Origin of the sequence: Paenibacillus sp. RRE4 (assembly GCF_031844205.1) — a bacterium.
In the GTDB taxonomy this organism is placed as follows: Bacteria; Bacillota; Bacilli; order Paenibacillales; family Paenibacillaceae; genus Paenibacillus; species Paenibacillus xylanexedens_B.
Window position 1 is genome coordinate 1,317,742 of the sequence record NZ_JAUZUT010000001.1, and the last position, 17,080, is coordinate 1,334,821.

Genomic DNA, 17,080 nt, shown 5'->3' on the forward strand with positions numbered 1-17,080 from the left:
AATGCTGAAAACGGAGGATAACCGGGAGTTGTCATTGCAATTGTTCGTGGTTCTTATTCGCGCATACAATGCAGTGACATCACGTTCCAATCGGGACATCCAAAGCCATGGACTCAATTCCACAGAATTTGGAGTACTTGACTTGTTATATCATAAAGGACCACAGGCCTTGCAAAAGATCGGTGAAAAAGTATTGATGTCTAGCGGCAATATTACTTATGTTGTTGACAAGTTACAAAACAAGAATTTGCTTTTTCGCCGTCCCTCCAAGGAGGATCGCCGGGTTATATATGCGGAATTGACGGAAGAAGGGAAACAGTTATTCACGCAAATATTTCCACAGCATCATCAAGTCATTATTGACATTCTGGAGGGGCTTGAACCATCCGAAAAAGTTGAGGCAATACGCCTGCTGAAGAAACTAGGGCTTGCTGCAGAAGGCAAAACGGACCTGCGTATATAACGTGGATCCGTTTTTTTGTGTCTTCAACATACCTCGGATACTGGCTATATGGCTTGCGTATAGCTACATAATATAGGAAGATTGTTTTATATCATCAAAATGATATAGAACTCTTCATGTATACTAGATTAGTAGAGTTGTCCTAAACGGAATGATTTACATGAAGTAGATTTGTACGGCACAGGATGCAGACAAAGGAGGAGTGCGTCGATGAGTCATCGGGAGGCCGGAGAACGTTTACTTCAGGATGCAGAGATCTTGGCTGAAAAAATAACCGAAATGCAGTATCGGTTGCAGCCCGACTTAATGGAGCGTTTCGGTCCGATTGGTAAAATAAGAACCAAGCAGGACTCACAGTACAGTCTGAGCTATCTGGCAGAAAGTGTGCTTGTGAAAAGTCCCGGTTTGTTCACTCACTATATATCGTGGTTAAAAGTACTGCTTGCCGGCTATCAGGTATCTGCGGAAGATCTCGAAGTGAATCTTCAGTTGATTAAAGAGGCGTTAAATGAAGAAATCGAACAACCTCACCGTGAGTTTCTGTTGGAATATCTGGAGATGGGAATCGATGTAATCAAGCAAATGGATACCCAAGCCAGCTTTATTCATGCATCTATGCCCTACGGGCTCGAAGCAAAGACGTATTTGCAACATTTGCTAGATAATAAACGCAAGGAAGCTTTCGAAATTGTCGAGTCAGAACTGGACGAGGGTGCAACGATCCGCGATATGTATCGCTACATCTTTCAGCCTGTTCAATACGAGATCGGCCGGTTGTGGCAAGGGGGACAGATTAGTGTTGGTCAGGAACATTTTTGCACAGCAGCAACACAATCATTTATTTCTCGTTTGTACTCCAGATGGCTGATTGGACCGAATAAGGGAAAAAAACTAGTTGCAGCCTGTGTGGGGAGTGAGCAGCACGAGATTGGGTTACGCATGCTTACAGATGTATTCGAAATGGAAGGCTGGGATACGTATTATCTTGGAGCCAATGTTCCAAATGGGAGCATTGTGGAAGCAATCAAGCGACATGAGAGTGATGTAATAGCGATTTCGGTGACGATGACTTACCATCTTCATCTGGCTAAAGAGTTAATCGAACGTATACGTAACCATGCAGAAACGGCTCATGTCAAAGTGATGGTTGGCGGTTATCCGTTTAATATAGACAAAGAATTATGGCGAACAGTCGGTGCTGATGGTTATGCACCTGGAGCGGAAGAGGCTGTTGCTGTTGCAGAGCGTCTGCTTATTCATCCGGTGTCGCTTGACAATGTAAGTATGGCAAGTGAATAGGAAAGGGATGAAGGGATGTCTAATGACAATGAAGAGATACAGAGGCTTCGTAAAACGATCGAGCAGTTATCCGACCAACTGATTCGAAGCAAGGAACAAGAGGAACGCACATTGTCCGCATTTTCGGATATGAATAATGAGCTTGTGACGCTTCAGCGGCAGCTCGCCAAGAACAATGCGGGTCTTGAATCAGCACGCCAGCAGGCTGTAGCATCGGACGAATCAAAAAGTGCTTTTATGGCAGTCATCAGCCATGACTTTCGGACACCCCTAAACGGAATATTGGGGATGGCTGAATTGTTAACGTTATCGTCATTATCGAAAGAGCAGAAAGATTCAGTCATTGTTATTCAAGAGGCAGCCAAGCTTTTACTCAAATTAATTCAGGATCTTCTGGATCTTTCCAAGCTTGAAGCAGGTCAATTGCGTCTTGAGCAAGGAGAGGTGAAGCTACAAGGGATTTTGGATCACATCTTTCGTTTGCTTAAACCACAGATCGATAAGAAAAGAAATTGCATTACTATGAATTGCGATTTGGAAATCGCCGCTGTACTTGAGGGAGATTCCACCCGAATTACACAAATACTGATTAACCTGATTCAGAACGCAAACAAATTCACTACCGATGGATCTGTTCAAGTTGAGGTTAAGCTTGTTAAGCATCAGTCACGTAATCAGCTTGTGCGCTTCGAAGTGCATGATACGGGGATTGGTGTTTCAGAAGAAGATCAGAAAAGCTTGTTCGAGCCATATATGCAGACAGAACGGGGACGTGCGAAAGAGTATGAAGGTACAGGCCTTGGTTTATCGATCTGTAAGTCGCTCGTTCATTTAATGAATGGAGAGATCGGAATCAAGAGTACCGAAGGGGAAGGTTCCACTTTCTGGTTTGAGCTTGAACTTGGGCTATATAAGGTGAAAAGCGAAGTTGGGGATACAATGAAGAATATTTCTCAGGATGCACTTGGGCAGGATGCCCATACTTTGCCCATCCTACTGGCTGATGATAATGTTATTAACCGTCAGCTTGTTCAACTGCAACTCAAAAAGCTAGGTTTTACTGAACTCGAATGTGTATCCAGTGGGGAAGAAGCTGTGAATGCGTTTCGCAATAAAACATACAGTCTGATTTTGATGGATAGTATGATGCCCGTTATGGACGGGATTGAAGCCGCACGCCAGATCCGTGCAATAGAGCAGGATGAGATGCGTCCAGCTACGCCGATTATCGCAATGACAGGCAATGTAATGCCAAGCGAGAAGGACAGGTGTTATGAGGCTGGAATGAATGACTTTATCGGTAAGCCATTTACCTTAGAGGTGCTTGACACGACCATTCGGAAGTGGCAATCGTCATCAAAACCTGTACAGATTCTGAATATGGACGTTGTCCGTGAAATTGCCGAATTAAATACGGATGGTAGCCAAACGTTGCTCAGCATGTTGCTGGAGATGTACCGTGCGGAAACGCCGGGGAAAATCGAGGACTTGCGCAGACATGTTGTTTCAGCCGATCATAAGGCGGCAGCCGAGACAGCACATGATTTGAAATCAGGGAGTCTGAGCCTCGGAATTAATTATCTCTCAACGTTGTTCAGCCAGATTGAGAAATACGCGAAACGGGAACAAACCCATCAAGCAGAACCACTGCTTGATAAGCTACTTCCCGCGTATCAGGCTGCTTGTGGAGCACTTCAGCAAGCTAATAAAAGTTGAAGCATGTTAGGTTATGCCGCATTATAACCTGATTTTTATATGGAGTCGCTTAACTCATTGACTGAAATGGAGGATTTTTTAATGATATTTTACGGGCTGGCGGCTCTCATAATAACAATAATGGCTCTGCTATGGGTCGGAGGACTTTATTTTTTCAAGACAGCGATTCGGCGTACGCCGAAAACTTTTTTGGCGGATAACCCCAATCTCAAGACGGAAGTGGAGGATGAACTGATCAGCACTGTTGCTGATTTACAATGGCTTGATGCTCAGGATACCAAGACTGTTACCATCCAGTCTCAAGATGGATTGAGACTCTTCGGCACCTGGCTTTCATCAAAGAACAAGTCTGCAAGCACAGTTATTCTTGCTCATGGCTACTCGGGGAAAGGCAGAGAAATGGCGGGGTTCGCCCGATTTTACGCTGAAACCCTGGGTTATCACGTATTAATGCCGGATGATCGCGGACATGGTCAGAGTGAAGGAGAGGTCATCGGATTTGGCTGGTTAGATCGGAAAGATTATGTTCAGTGGATCGGATGGGTGCTGGGACATGTAGGACTAAATACAGATATTGTTCTTCATGGCATATCGATGGGAGGCGCCACTGTGCTGATGACAGGCGGGGAAGAGCTACCTGATCAGGTCAGAGCCATTATATCGGACTGTGCCTATACCTCTGTGGAGGAGGAATTGACGTTCCAGTTGAAGCAGTTGTACAAACTGCCGCCCTTTCCGTTCATTCCGGTGACCAGTTTGATTACAAAATGGAAAGCCGGATACTCATTTAAAGAAGCATCCGCATTGAAACAACTCGCCAAAGTTAACGTTCCGGTGCTTTTCATCCATGGTGAGGCGGACACGTTTGTGCCAACGGAAATGGTATATCGCTTGTACGAAGCCTGTAAGGCAGAGAAGGAACTGCTGACGATTCCTCGTGCAGGTCACGGAACGGCCTATCAAGTTGATCGCGAGAAATATGAAGCTGTACTAGAAGCTTTTTTGCAGAAACATATGCCACTTTGAGATAACGGTTCACTGATGGAGGGAGATGGATATGCCACATTTTTCAAGAGAATGCTCGTATTGTCATGAACCAATGGGAGCAGATGAATTCAAATGCAAGTCATGCGGCAACATGGTAACGACCAAAACGGCCAAGCCAGATCAGCCATATATGTCGGAGTATGAAGAATCGACATTGGATCGTTATTCTATGGTGCTGCTCGTGATCATGACGATATTTTTTGCGCCCATTGCGATGACTATTGGTGGAATACTGTTGTTTAATGACTATGCCAGTAAACGGGATGCGGGGAAAATACTTGTCACGGCCAGTTTAATTATGATAGTAATTTATATGATTCTTTTCTTCGCTTTTAGGTGAACGTTACTGTAAAGGTCTAAATCCATTGCAGGAGGTAACTGAATGCGGGAAGAACAATTTGAGGCTGCTCGTCAAGCCGAAGCGGGATATCATTCTAACTTTTATAAAAACAATGAATTGTTTGAAGATGGAACATGGATGTCCAGACCCATGCCTATGGTGATGGAGATGTTGGAACGTTTGCTTGTTCATAAACAGGAATTACGTGTACTTGACCTGGGATGTGGTGTGGGCAGACATACGATTCCGATTGCACAACGTCTGGCAGATACAAACAGCGAGGTTATTGGCGTGGATCTGTTGGATGAAGCGGTAGACGGACTTCGCAAGTATGCGAAACAGTATGAGGTGGATCACATCGTTCAGGCCGAAAAAGCAGATGTTGAGCATTACCGGATTCAACCGAAAGCTTTTGACTTTATTGCGGCCTGTTCCTGTCTCGAACACACATCTAGCAAAGAGGCTTTTCTTGAAACAGTGGAACGATTAAAAGAGGGAACCCGGCTCGGAGGTATCCATTGTATTACGATGAGTACCAGTGTGGAGGAAAAAGAAATCCAGACAGGCCGTCAGATTGAGCCATTGATTGAATTGAACCTGCCAACATCCGAAGTCATGGCTTTACTGGAACAGGCCTACGAGGGCTGGAACATTTTGTTTCAGGAGCATGTAACCCAAACGATCCAAGAAGAGAAGTATGATGAACCGACAGAGTTTCGTTGCGAGTTGCTTCGGTTTGCTGTGCAGAAAGACTAAGTACTTATATTGGAGGAATTGTTTTGTTGAAAAATTTGAAGCCACGACTGCAGGAGCCGGAGGTACAGGAGCTGCTCTCTTACGCTGTATTCCCAGACCCAGATCAGGTTAATGAAACGGTACAGCAATATGTGACACAAAGTAACCTGTTTCTGACGGGATATGAGGATGAAGAACAGTTGGTTGGTCTAATTGGCTATGAACATACGGGAGCGAGCGAGATTACCATTCGCCATATTGCAGTTCTGCCTGAGAACCGTTTCAAAAATTACGGGCGGGGCATGATTTCACAGCTTCTTGCAGAGTACAATCCGGATACTTTGATCGCAGAGACAGATCAGGAAGCGGTGGAGTTTTACCGAAACACGGGATTTGTCGTTTATAGTCTCGGTGAACTGTATCCAGGCGTGGAGAGATTCCGCTGTGTGCTTGAGAAAGAGGACGATGAGCAGGAAGCTTAGCCAGCGAGTGTGTAAAGCATTCTCTCTATATAATCATATACGATTCAATCAGATAGGATATTTGGCTTGGCAAAAGTGCTGAGCCAGATGTCCTGTTTTTTTTGTTTAAAGAGTAGGAAAAAAGTATTGCTTTACAACATAGTTTCATTATAGAATAGTTTTACTGATGAATAGTTCATTATATGAACTAGTTTTGAAAGGAGAAAAATATATGAACATTCCAGATGCCAAAAGTTTGGTGACTCGTTATCTGGATGCGTCTTTCTTGGTTACCAAACGGTTTGATACCCAGATACGGGAAAAGGTAGGGCAAACGGTCACAACGGATCAGTTTTGTGCACTGCGTCTTATACATGAGAAGCCTGCCTGCACCCCGTCGGATCTTGCGGAGCTCCTGTGTGTGGGCAAGAGTAGCATTACGGCTCTGGTCAACAAGCTGGCTGACCGAAATCTGGTGCACCGTACAGGGGATGAGCGTGATCGTCGTGTCATCTATCTGACTCTGACCGAGGCTGGTCTTCAGATTTACAAGGAGACTGAGCTGGAAATTCAGAAGGTTCTTGAACCTTACTTGAAGCATTTTACACCAGAAGCGGTCCAGAACTTTATTGAATCTTTTGAGAAGCTTGCAGCGTTACTAACACAAGAAGAAGGGCTGGAGAAGTAATGAGAGCGATATTAAAAGGACGCTGGTGGATCATGGGGCTGTGGATTGTCGCCGCAGCTGTATTGATGTTTACCGCGCCAAACATGAGCGAATTAATTCGTGAAAAAGGACAGTTTTCCGTGCCGGAGGGGTACTCTTCCACAAACGCAGCGGCAATTTTGAATGAAGCCGCAGCCCAAAATGGAGAACAAAAGGGAACTTCTATTGCACTGGTGTTCTATAATCCAGATGGTCTTGGCACAACAGGTAAACAAGAGGCAGAAAAGGCGGTTAAACTGCTTGAGGCCGATAAGCAAAAACTCGGCATTTTGTCTGTTCTGGAACCATTCTCACAGCCGGAACTGTCAGACAAGATGATCTCGAAGGACGGTAAAACCATTCTGACTTCACTCTCCATTGAGATGGGGGACCGCACGGTAAAGGAAATGCGGAATGACCTGAATGGTGCGCTGGAATCAGTAAATGTGGAGCATTATATTACAGGTAAAGGTTTGATAGATGAAGATACGATTGAGAGCTCTCAAGAAGGACTCAAGAAGTCGGAATATATTACGGTTGTCTTTATTTTGCTTATACTTTTCCTTGTGTTCCGTTCGTTCGTAGCTCCATTTGTACCGCTGCTGACGGTGGGGATCAGTTACATCGTATCCCAGCAGATTGTTGCGTTCCTGGTTGATGGGGTTAACTTCCCACTGTCCACGTTCACACAGATCTTTATGGTTGCAGTCATGTTCGGGATTGGTACAGACTACTGCATTCTATTGATCAGCCGATTCAAGGAAGAGCTTGCACACCATGAGAACACATGGGATGCCATTATTGCTACATACCGCACCGCAGGTAAAACGGTGTTTTTCTCAGCTCTGGCGGTGCTGGTTGGATTCGTGGCCATCGGTTTCGCACAGTTTATGTTGTACCGTTCTGCGGTAGCCGTAGCCGTAGGGATCGCCGTAATGATGCTGGCACTTGTAACGATTGTGCCGTTCTTTATGGCTGTGCTGGGCAGAAAGTTATTCTGGCCATCCAAAGGGTCGCTGGAACATGCCGAGAGCAAAATCTACGGTGCAGCAGGCAAATTCTCACTTAAACGTCCGTGGGCGGCTCTGTTGATCGTTGCGGCAGTTACTGTGCCTCTTTTGTCAACATATGACGGGAAATTATCATTCAACAGTCTGGATGAGATTGGTGATAAATATGATTCCGTCAAAGCTTTTAATATCATTTCAGATAGCTTCGGGCCAGGAGAATCCCTGCCGGGTCAGATCGTCATTCAGAATGACGAAACGATGGATAATGCCAAATATATGGCTGTGGCAGAGAAGATCAGCCGCGAAGTAGAAAAAGTTCCCGGTGTTGCGGGTGTTCGCAGTATGACACGTCCAACAGGGGATGAGATCAAAGATTTTGAAGTAACCAAACAGGTAGGTACACTATCGGATGGTCTGGGCGAGGGCAAGACAGGTCTGGATAAAATCAGCGATGGTCTTAGCAAAGCCAGTAATGAATTGAGCAAAAATGAACCACAGCTTAAAGAGGCAGCAAACGGCGCAGGTCAGCTTACCAAGGGAACAAGTCAGCTGCAATCCGGAATTACACAGCTCAGCGATGGATTGAAGCGTATTGAAAAAGGGATTCGGGACGGATCATCTGGTGCAGGGGATCTCAAAGCCGGACTTCAACAAGCCAAAACGAGTGCAGATCAGCTTGCCAAAGCGAATGATCAGTTGTTGCAGGCCTACCGTCAGGCAGGAGCAGGGGTTGCTGCGCTGGGCGATGGAACGAAGGAACTGGAAGAGCAACTGACAGGTGTTTCAACAGCTTTGACGAGTCTTACGGCATCTTTCTCTGCTCTGGAAGAGCGTTTCCCTGAGCTGCAGCAAGATGCTGATTATCAACGTATCAAAGGCACGATTGGTCAAACCGGCTCAGGCACTGCGCAGCTTGCGCAGGGACTTTCCCAAATTCAGACGAATCTGAGTGCAGCGGCGGCTGGAATCAATCAGGCCAATGAAGGTTTTGCTTCCGCAGCATCCGGACAGAAGGCTTTGGCTGATGGTCTGGGTCAGATTGTAGCAGGTATAGGTCAACTGGAAACCGGATTGAAACAGGCTGCTGATGGTCAAGGTAAAGTGATCAAGGAGATTCCTTCCATCCAGAACGGTCTGGGTCAACTTCAGGGAGGACAGGAGAAGATCCAGAAGGGCTTCTCGGATCTCAGTGGTCAATTAACACAACTGACAGATGGCTTGAATCAAAGTGTTGATGGAATCAAGAAGGTATCGGGCGGTCTCGATTCCGCTCAGGATTACCTGACACAACTGCAAAATTCACCGGATTCCGATCTCGCAGGCTGGTACGTTCCTGAAGAAGCCTTGAATAACAAGGACTTCAAGAAGGTATTCGATACGTATCTGTCCAAGGATCGCAAGACGATGACGCTGGATGTAATTTTTGCAGAGAATCCGTATGGTACAGAAGCCATTAACCGTGTGCCAGATATCGAAGCGGCAGTACATCGTGCAGTTCAGGGCAGTGCGCTTGAAAAAGCCGACGTTGCCGTAGGCGGCGTAACCAGTACGTTTGCCGATCTGCAGTCGATTTCGAACAAAGACTACACACGTACCGTTATGCTGATGCTTGCAGGAACATTTATTATTTTGGTAATCCTGCTCCGTTCCGTGATCATGCCGATTTATCTCATTATTTCGCTACTACTTGCGTACTTCACAGCGATGGCACTTACGGAAGTGGTCTTTGTGAATATCATGGGTTATGCCGGAATCAGCTGGGTTACGCCATTCTTCGGATTCGTTATGTTGATTGCGCTTGGCGTAGATTACAGCATCTTCCTTATGGATCGATTTAACGAAAACAAAGGAATGAGAGTACAGGATGCAATGTTATACGCGATGAAAAACATGGGAACCGTCATCTTGTCCGCTGCGGTCATTCTAAGTGGAACGTTTGCGGCGATGTATCCGTCCGGGGTGCTCTCGATGATGCAAATCGCTACTGTTGTGCTTGGTGGTCTGGTTCTGTATTCCCTGTTATTCCTGCCATTCTTCGTACCTGTAATGGTGAAAATGTTCGGGCGGGCGAACTGGTGGCCGTTCCGCAACAAGGAACAGTCGGAATCCTCCGAATCAAATCATACGATTGGTATGTAATGATCAGGCATGTAATCATCGTTGGGATTTAATATTTAAAAATGGAAGGGAGCCTCTGTCGCATCATGCGGCGGGGCTTTCTTTTTTTATAACACTTATCATGGACACAAAGATTGGTGTTTGCCTAAGGACACTATCCCGCGCTTTGCCGAATCAATCTTCATAGGATATAGGGAGTTCATCAATGATCAGGGAGATCAGCAAAGAGAGGGGCGGCGGGATGGTATATCGTTATGTGGCTATAGGGGATTCCTTGACGGTAGGTACAGGAGCTTTGCTCGGAACCGGATTTGTTCCAATCTATCGCCGTATGGCGGAAATGAACCTACGTACATTTGTCTCTATGGATAATTTGGGTGTGAACGGACTAACATCGGGAGAACTGCAGCAGATGATTAACGGACATCCTCGGGTGCGTCAAGCGATACGTGAAGCAGATATGATTACGGTATCCATCGGTGGTAACGATCTGATCCGTACATTTAAAGCTAGCGGAGGCATTCCCAATGCCGGGAAGATGACACAGGTGCTTGGTGAAACACGTCATCATGTATCTCAGGTTATGAGACAAATTCGGCAGTTAAAAGGGGATCAGAAGTACTTTGTTCGTTCCATTGGATTGTACAACCCGTATCCGCAATCCACCGAAGCGGCATACTGGGTGCGACAATACAATTCTTATCTGAATGGTGCAGGTTCAGGCAACTATGCATGTGCTCAGGTGTACGACAAGTTTGAAGGACGTGAACGAGAATTGCTGTTCTGGGACAGAGTCCATCCAAATGCAAGAGGCTACCGGATTATCGCGGAGCAGTTGAATCGAACGGGCTATGTTCCTTTTGCTTGAAGCCGGAAGAAAACTAGACCCGCCATACAACTTCCGATATGATGAAAGAGTTCATTCAAATTATCGTAACAGGGGAGTTCAAATCGGTGTCTAACAAACAGCAAAATTCTCTTCTTCCAACGGAAAAGCAACTAATCTCTGAAGTGTTAGCCTTATACGGCTTCAGATCGGATTGGCAAGGTAAGCGCAGCAATGGAGGTATGAATAATTCTACTTTTGTGCTTCATACCCGTGATGCAGATTATGTTATGAGACAATACGAAACACATAATGATCAAGCGAAAATAGCTTTTGAACATGGCGTGCTTATCGCACTGTCCAATACAGATTTTAAATTTCATTCGCCGACACCGGTCATTTTATTATCTAGCAGTAGCCGCGAGACCGCGGATCAAGAATCGAAGGAAAGTAACCATCCTAATGAGGAGGATAGGGAGACTTACCAGATTGTACGAGATCATATCACGGGAACATTTAAAGTCGTGACTCTGTTTCGTTATTTGGAAGGCGTCAATCCGATATGGGAGTCCCCGGATCAATTGCTTTCTTTGGGGCGGGCGGCAGGACATCTCTCAACAGCTCTTGCTAAGCTTGAATTGGAACTTGAGCCGGTATATCCGCCATATTACCGGATCGACGAGGCATATCCGCTGTGTACACCAGAACGTTTACTGGAAATGTGCGCTTCGCCGCCGGAAATGCTTGAGGCTTGTGCCGAGGAGCTAAGACAGTTGCAGGATGAACTGCCAGGTTTGTTCACGGCATTGCGTGGGATGGAGCAGCTTCCGCATCAAATCGTGCATGGTGATGTGAATGCATCCAATGTGCTGGTAGATCTGGAAGGCAACATGAGTGCGATTCTTGATTTTGAGTTTGCCACCTGGGATCTGCGAGTCATGGAACTGGCGGTTCCGATGTCTGACATGCTGACCATGGACAAGAGCGAAGAATGGATGTGGCAGGCGCAGGCCAATTTGGTGCAGGGTTTTCGAGAAGAGGTTGAACTCACCGTTGACGAACTGAAAGCAATCCCACAACTGATTTTGCTACGAAGTCTGGACGTGGTTATGCATTTTATCAGCCGGATGCTGGAAGGGACGGATAAACCGGAGGTGGCCGCAGAGCAAATTGTAAAACTCAAACAGCGAATGGACTGGATGGGGCGGCACGAGGATCAGTTACGTCGATTGTTGACGAAATAACATGCTTGGAAAATAAATAAGTGTGCCGGTTCTGCTATGGATAAACGAGCAGAACCAGCACACTTATCTTCTTTTATAGGATGCTTGCTGACATACGAAGGTAATTCAATCTACAAAGCACGTTTGCGGAACCAACTGCGGAGAGCCCAGCGCCGTTCCTGACGTTTTTTATATTTGGGCAAGGAACGATACACATTCAGGGATTGATCATATGCTTGTTTGGCATCTTCATTACGCCCTAGCGAACGGTATACCGAGCCAAGCAGATAAAAGGCTTCACTGGAGGAAGAATGGATTTCCTGAAACTGTTGCACATAATGAAGTGCTTTGTCACGATCCGTATCCTTGAAGGCTGTAGCCAGATTCAGATAAGGCTGTCCGTACTTGACTCTGGGATTAATCTCGAGTGCATGCAAGATATGACGTTCGCCTTCCGAGATTTTGCCGAGATACAGTTCAGTTGTGCCCAAAGCTTCCCAGTACTCAGCAGACTGTTCGTAAGGGCGTTCCAGTTCAAGCAAAAAGGAATGTGCCTCACGGTAACGTTTACGTTCAATGAGCAGTCGGGCCAGTTCCAACTTGGAAGATACTTCGTTAGGGTTCAGCGCTAGCTGTTGTTTCAACCTGGAAATGTTACGCAGCCTTTTAAGGGGTTTGGTGAAGCTTGGAAATACGCCGACAAAACGACGATCCAGAAAATACAGGATAACGAGCAGAATCAGAATGGCGATGAACGGATTGCCAACGATCTGCCAGAGCAGGCCAAAAATAAGAAATTTAATAATCACAGGTTCAACTCCAGTAACAATATAATCGTGTTGCGCAAACCTTGAATATCATACCATATCCTCTCTTGGAATAATATGTGTGTACATATCTCCGTTTTACATCCTAGCGATGTTGTACCATCGTTCTGCGATATGCGGCCGGTGTCGTGCCCGTCAGTTTCTTGAACTGTCTGTAAAAATGAGGCAAACTATCAAATCCGCAAGCGTCTGCGACAGCAGCCATCGTTTCGTCCCCATTCAGAAGATGCTCCTTCGCCATAATAACTCTACGAGCGAGTACATAATCCGTTAGCGTCATTCCGGTGTAACGCTTGAATGCCCGGCTAAGATGGGCAGGAGACACGGCAGCTTGTTGTGCAAGTTCAGGTAAAGTCAATCGATTGCGCAGTTTAAGATCAATGTCAGACAGAATGGAGGACAGCCATGACGGAGTAGGTAGTGATGTTGTAGCATGGGCAGGACCGGTAGCTGAATCCAGACGTTCAAGGAAAATAAGCAAGAGCTGCAGTCGGAGCAATGCGGCGTGAGAACTCAGATGATGATCGGAACGGAACTCGGCATGAATATCATCGATGAAGGCAGACACTTGTGCCTGCTCGGCATGGCTCAGATGTCTTTTGTATACTCGTCGTTTGCGACAGCGTTCAAATGGGTGCAGCAAGGAGGAGGACATGCCTCCGGCGGTTGAAGCCAGTAACCCCGGACTGAAGAACAGTGCCGAAGAGGTAACCGGATTACCTGCATCAGGCAACGCACGGTGCACGGTACTGCCTGGAATAAGAAATAAATCTCCCTCCTGCATATCTTCGAGACCTGTATCGATAAAAATACTTCCCTGTCCCCTATAGACATAGATAATTTCATGCCAGTCGTGCAGATGATCCGGTAATTCATTTTGCGGAGATTTCGTATCACTATAGACAAGGCGGAACGGTATGCCCGATTCGGTCTGAATGGTGGTGCGAACTGGTGAATGTTCCATTGGGACTCCTTTGGAGACAAAGGTCTCAGATAAGATGTCAATTCTGATCAAAAAACAGTATATTTAACGCAATATAAGCAATTTAATTTCCTTTTATTGATGATACAATGAATTTAAAGCGTTTACAATAAAAGGATGCCAGCATTTGCTGTTCGCATTCTGAGTTCGCAAATAATCGGTGAGGTGAGTGTCCATGTCTGCAAGCACAAAGCGGCCAAGATTGAAGATGCATCTGCTCGGCAATGATAGTCAGCGCAAATGCAAAGAAATGATTGAACGTCCCGTCAAAGTTTTGCAGATCGGGGAAGGTAATTTTTTACGGGGATTCGCAGACTGGATGCTTCATGAGAGTGCTCGGCAAGGCAAGTTTCACGGCTCTGTAGCCGTGACACAGCCTCGGCCTGGGGGCAAGGCCAAGCTGGAGCAGATTCGTGATCAGGATGGATTATATACAATGATTACGCGTGGTCTCTCTGAAGGGAAACGTGTGGAACGTACGGAAATGGTCTCAGTCTTCTCCCAATTTATTAACCCATACGAGGAGTGGCGGACGTTTCTGGAACTCGCGGAGTTGCCATCGCTGGAATTTGTAATCTCGAATACGACAGAATCCGGCTTGAAATATATCCAATCAGACTATATCCCAGGAGAACCCGTTCAATCTTTTCCTGGTAAATTGACGGTTTTCTTGCATCAAAGATACGTACGTTTTGCTGGAGATCCATCGAGAGGACTCATTCACCTGCCATGTGAATTGCTGGAGGGCAATGGTGATGTTCTGCGAGAATGCGTGCTCCGTCATAGTGAAGATTTCGGATTCTCAGGCAGCTTCCGCTCTTGGATCGAAAACCATAATCTGTTCTTGAACAATCTGGTAGATCGTATTGTGACGGGTGCGCCAACTCAGGAAGAGGCAGATGCACTCACGGAACGCTGGGGTTACGAGGATCAACTGATTAATACGGCAGAGCCTTATCATTTCTGGGCGATTCAAGGCGAGGAGTCGTTGGACAAGCGCCTTCCATTGAAACAAGCAGGGCTCAATGTGCATTGGGTTAAAGATTTGAAACCATATCAGCTTCGGAAAGTGCGCATCCTGAACGGCTCACACACCCTGATGTCTTCTCTGGGCTTGCTTCGCGGTAAACAACATGTAAGAGAAACCATGGAAGATCCGCAGTTTAGTTCCTGGATCAGGCAAGCAGTGCTTGAAGAGATTGTACCTGCTATGGATATGCCTGAGCTGGGATTGGAGCAATATGCGGAAGAAGTCTTTGAACGTTTCTTAAATCCATACATTGATCACAAGTTGCAGGATATTGCACTGAATACGGCCGGTAAATTCAAAGTACGTGTACTGCCTACCCTGCTCGCCTATGAACAGAGTCAGGGAAGCTGGCCTGAGCGGTTAATTCAAGGTTTTGCCGGATTCCTCTATTTATATCGCCCATTGCAGACGCAGGAGGGCTACAAAGCGCAGCTTTTGAGCGGAGAAACGATTCCACTCAGAGATGACCCTGATGTACTGGCAGCTTTGGCTACTTATTGGGAAGGTTACGATCACTTGACCAGTGGAACGGCTGAACTGGAGAAAAGAGTTGCCACGGTACTCTCCAATGAAGCGATCTGGGGAGAGAATCTGGATGCAAAAGAAGGACTGCGGGCAGCACTCGTACATGAAATCAGTAAACTGGAAGGTGAAGTAAAATGAGTACAACAAGCACAATCAACGACTGGATTGCGATCCAGCCTCAGGACGATGTCATCATAGCACTTCGCGATTATGTGAAGGGAGAGCGTATCGGTCTGCCGGATGGTCACTCGTTCACACTGCTAGATGATGTGCCTAAAGGGCACAAAATCGCTGTGCATGATCTTGCACAGGGAGCAGATGTGATGAAATATGGTTTTTCCATCGGCATTGCCCAGGAAGCCATTGCCCAGGGGAGCTGGATACACAGCCATAACTTGAAGACAGGTCTGCATGGTTTGCTTGAATATGAATATCAGCCAGGACAACCGATGACGATAGACATGCCTCCTGAACATTTGCGAACGTTCGATGGCTATTTGCGTCCGAATGGGGAAGCGGGAATTCGCAATGAAATCTGGATCGTCAATACCGTTGGATGCATTAACAAGGTGTGTGAAGCTCTTGCACGGATGGGGCAGTCCCAGTTCGGTAGCCGGGTGGACGGTGTGTTTCATTTTCCGCATCCTTTCGGCTGTTCACAGCTGGGGGACGACCTGAAATATACTCAACAGTTGCTGGCCTCACTGGTCGAGCATCCAAACGCTGGTGGTGTACTGGTCATTGGATTAGGTTGTGAAAATAACCAGGTGGATCAGTTCCGTGAGTGCATCGCTCCGGAATATCGGGAGAAGGTGCGTTTCCTCAAAGCGCAGGAGACCGAAGACGAATTGGAAGAAGGACTACGTTTGATGGAAGAGCTGGTTGAGATCGCTGAGCAAGAGAAACGTCAGCCTCTGCCACTGAGCAAACTGAAAATTGGATTGAAATGCGGAGGCTCAGACGGCTTATCCGGCATTACAGCGAATCCGCTCGTAGGCGCTGTGGCAGATCTGCTCGTTGCCGCGGGCGGAACAGCGATTCTGACTGAGGTTCCGGAGATGTTTGGTGCGGAAACCATTCTGATGAACCGGGCCGCAGATGAACATGTATTCAACGATCTGGTAGACCTTGTGAATGGTTTCAAGCAATATTTCGTGAACCATGGTCAAAATATCTATGAAAATCCTTCGCCGGGTAACAAAGCAGGCGGTATAACAACACTCGAAGAAAAATCACTCGGATGTACGCAAAAGGGAGGACGCTCTTCGGTTGTCGATGTGCTGCGCTACGGTAAACGGGTGACCAAAACGGGTCTAAACATTGTAGAGGCACCCGGCAATGACCTCGTTTCCGTGACAGCTTTATCTGCGGCAGGAGCGCATATCGTGCTGTTTACGACAGGACGCGGCACACCGTTTGGCGGTCCGGTACCTACGGTCAAGATTGCAACGCAATCGGATCTGGCGAACCGTAAAAAGCACTGGATTGATTTTAATGCCGGTCAGCTACTTGAAGGGCAGACGATGGAGCAAGTCAAAGAGCAATTATTCAGTCAAATTATTGATATTGCCTCAGGGCGTGCTCAGACCCTTAGCGAACAGCATGGTTTCCGGGAGATCGCGATCTTCAAAGACGGAGTTATTCTCTAAACCTCATCTACGTGTTGCAAAATAAAACAAGACAACAATCCGGCGAGTTGTAATAAATTGCCGGATTGTTTTTATTTCGTTTCGAAGTCTTATGCACGCGTAGCGGTGCAACAATATAGATTA

15 protein-coding genes are annotated in these 17,080 nt (G+C 46.5%); 13 read left to right on the plus strand and 2 right to left on the minus strand.

Annotation, left to right across the window (positions count from 1 at the left end):
• Position 1 precedes the first annotated feature (1 nt).
• The 11 genes from Q9R46_RS06045 (at position 2) to Q9R46_RS06095 (ending at position 11,965) form a co-directional block, all read left to right on the plus strand.
• The gene (locus Q9R46_RS06045; RefSeq protein WP_145329629.1) at positions 2–463 is read left to right on the plus strand and encodes a MarR family winged helix-turn-helix transcriptional regulator; all 462 of its coding nucleotides are present in this window, start codon (positions 2–4) and stop codon (positions 461–463) included.
• Between the two features lie 210 nt (positions 464–673).
• A complete protein-coding gene (locus tag Q9R46_RS06050) occupies positions 674–1,762 on the plus strand; it encodes a cobalamin B12-binding domain-containing protein (RefSeq protein WP_311279311.1) in 1,089 nt (362 codons plus the stop codon).
• A gap of 15 nt (positions 1,763–1,777) precedes the next feature.
• Positions 1,778–3,478 carry a sensor histidine kinase gene (locus tag Q9R46_RS06055; protein ID WP_311279312.1) on the plus strand — a complete coding sequence of 567 codons (1,701 nt, stop codon included), beginning with the start codon at positions 1,778–1,780 and terminating at the stop codon, positions 3,476–3,478.
• A gap of 81 nt (positions 3,479–3,559) precedes the next feature.
• Positions 3,560–4,504: an alpha/beta hydrolase gene (locus Q9R46_RS06060; protein WP_311279313.1), complete on the plus strand. Its 945-nt coding sequence runs from the start codon at positions 3,560–3,562 to the stop codon at positions 4,502–4,504.
• Positions 4,505–4,535: 31 nt separating this feature from the next.
• A complete protein-coding gene (locus Q9R46_RS06065; protein WP_311279314.1) occupies positions 4,536–4,865 on the plus strand; it encodes a hypothetical protein in 330 nt (109 codons plus the stop codon).
• Positions 4,866–4,907: 42 nt separating this feature from the next.
• Entirely contained in the window at positions 4,908–5,621 is a 714-nt protein-coding gene (locus Q9R46_RS06070) for a class I SAM-dependent methyltransferase (protein ID WP_311279315.1), read from the plus strand.
• A 23-nt stretch (positions 5,622–5,644) separates the two neighbouring features.
• Positions 5,645–6,082 carry a GNAT family N-acetyltransferase gene (locus Q9R46_RS06075; RefSeq protein WP_154886428.1) on the plus strand — a complete coding sequence of 146 codons (438 nt, stop codon included), beginning with the start codon at positions 5,645–5,647 and terminating at the stop codon, positions 6,080–6,082.
• Between the two features lie 211 nt (positions 6,083–6,293).
• Positions 6,294–6,749, plus strand: a complete 456-nt coding sequence (locus tag Q9R46_RS06080; protein WP_311279316.1) for a MarR family winged helix-turn-helix transcriptional regulator — start codon at positions 6,294–6,296, stop codon at positions 6,747–6,749.
• A complete protein-coding gene (locus tag Q9R46_RS06085; protein ID WP_311279317.1) occupies positions 6,749–9,916 on the plus strand; it encodes an MMPL family transporter in 3,168 nt (1,055 codons plus the stop codon). The genes Q9R46_RS06080 and Q9R46_RS06085 overlap by 1 nt, the downstream gene beginning before the upstream one ends.
• 184 nt (positions 9,917–10,100) lie before the next feature.
• Positions 10,101–10,763, plus strand: a complete 663-nt coding sequence (locus Q9R46_RS06090) for a GDSL-type esterase/lipase family protein (RefSeq protein WP_311279318.1) — start codon at positions 10,101–10,103, stop codon at positions 10,761–10,763.
• A gap of 86 nt (positions 10,764–10,849) precedes the next feature.
• On the plus strand, positions 10,850–11,965 hold the full coding sequence (locus tag Q9R46_RS06095; protein ID WP_311279319.1) for a phosphotransferase: 1,116 nt from the start codon (positions 10,850–10,852) through the stop codon (positions 11,963–11,965).
• A gap of 110 nt (positions 11,966–12,075) precedes the next feature.
• Here Q9R46_RS06095 and Q9R46_RS06100 read toward each other — a convergent pair whose 3' ends face one another.
• Positions 12,076–12,753, minus strand: a complete 678-nt coding sequence (locus Q9R46_RS06100) for a tetratricopeptide repeat protein (RefSeq protein WP_311279320.1) — start codon at positions 12,751–12,753, stop codon at positions 12,076–12,078.
• 103 nt (positions 12,754–12,856) lie between these two features.
• Positions 12,857–13,735, minus strand: a complete 879-nt coding sequence (locus Q9R46_RS06105) for an AraC family transcriptional regulator (RefSeq protein WP_311279321.1) — start codon at positions 13,733–13,735, stop codon at positions 12,857–12,859.
• A gap of 193 nt (positions 13,736–13,928) precedes the next feature.
• Here Q9R46_RS06105 and Q9R46_RS06110 point away from each other — a divergent pair, with 193 nt between their 5' ends.
• Positions 13,929–15,446 carry a tagaturonate reductase gene (locus Q9R46_RS06110; protein ID WP_311279322.1) on the plus strand — a complete coding sequence of 506 codons (1,518 nt, stop codon included), beginning with the start codon at positions 13,929–13,931 and terminating at the stop codon, positions 15,444–15,446.
• The gene (locus Q9R46_RS06115; RefSeq protein WP_311279323.1) at positions 15,443–16,957 is read left to right on the plus strand and encodes a UxaA family hydrolase; all 1,515 of its coding nucleotides are present in this window, start codon (positions 15,443–15,445) and stop codon (positions 16,955–16,957) included. Before Q9R46_RS06110 ends, Q9R46_RS06115 begins: the two co-directional genes overlap by 4 nt.
• Positions 16,958–17,080 lie beyond the last annotated feature (123 nt).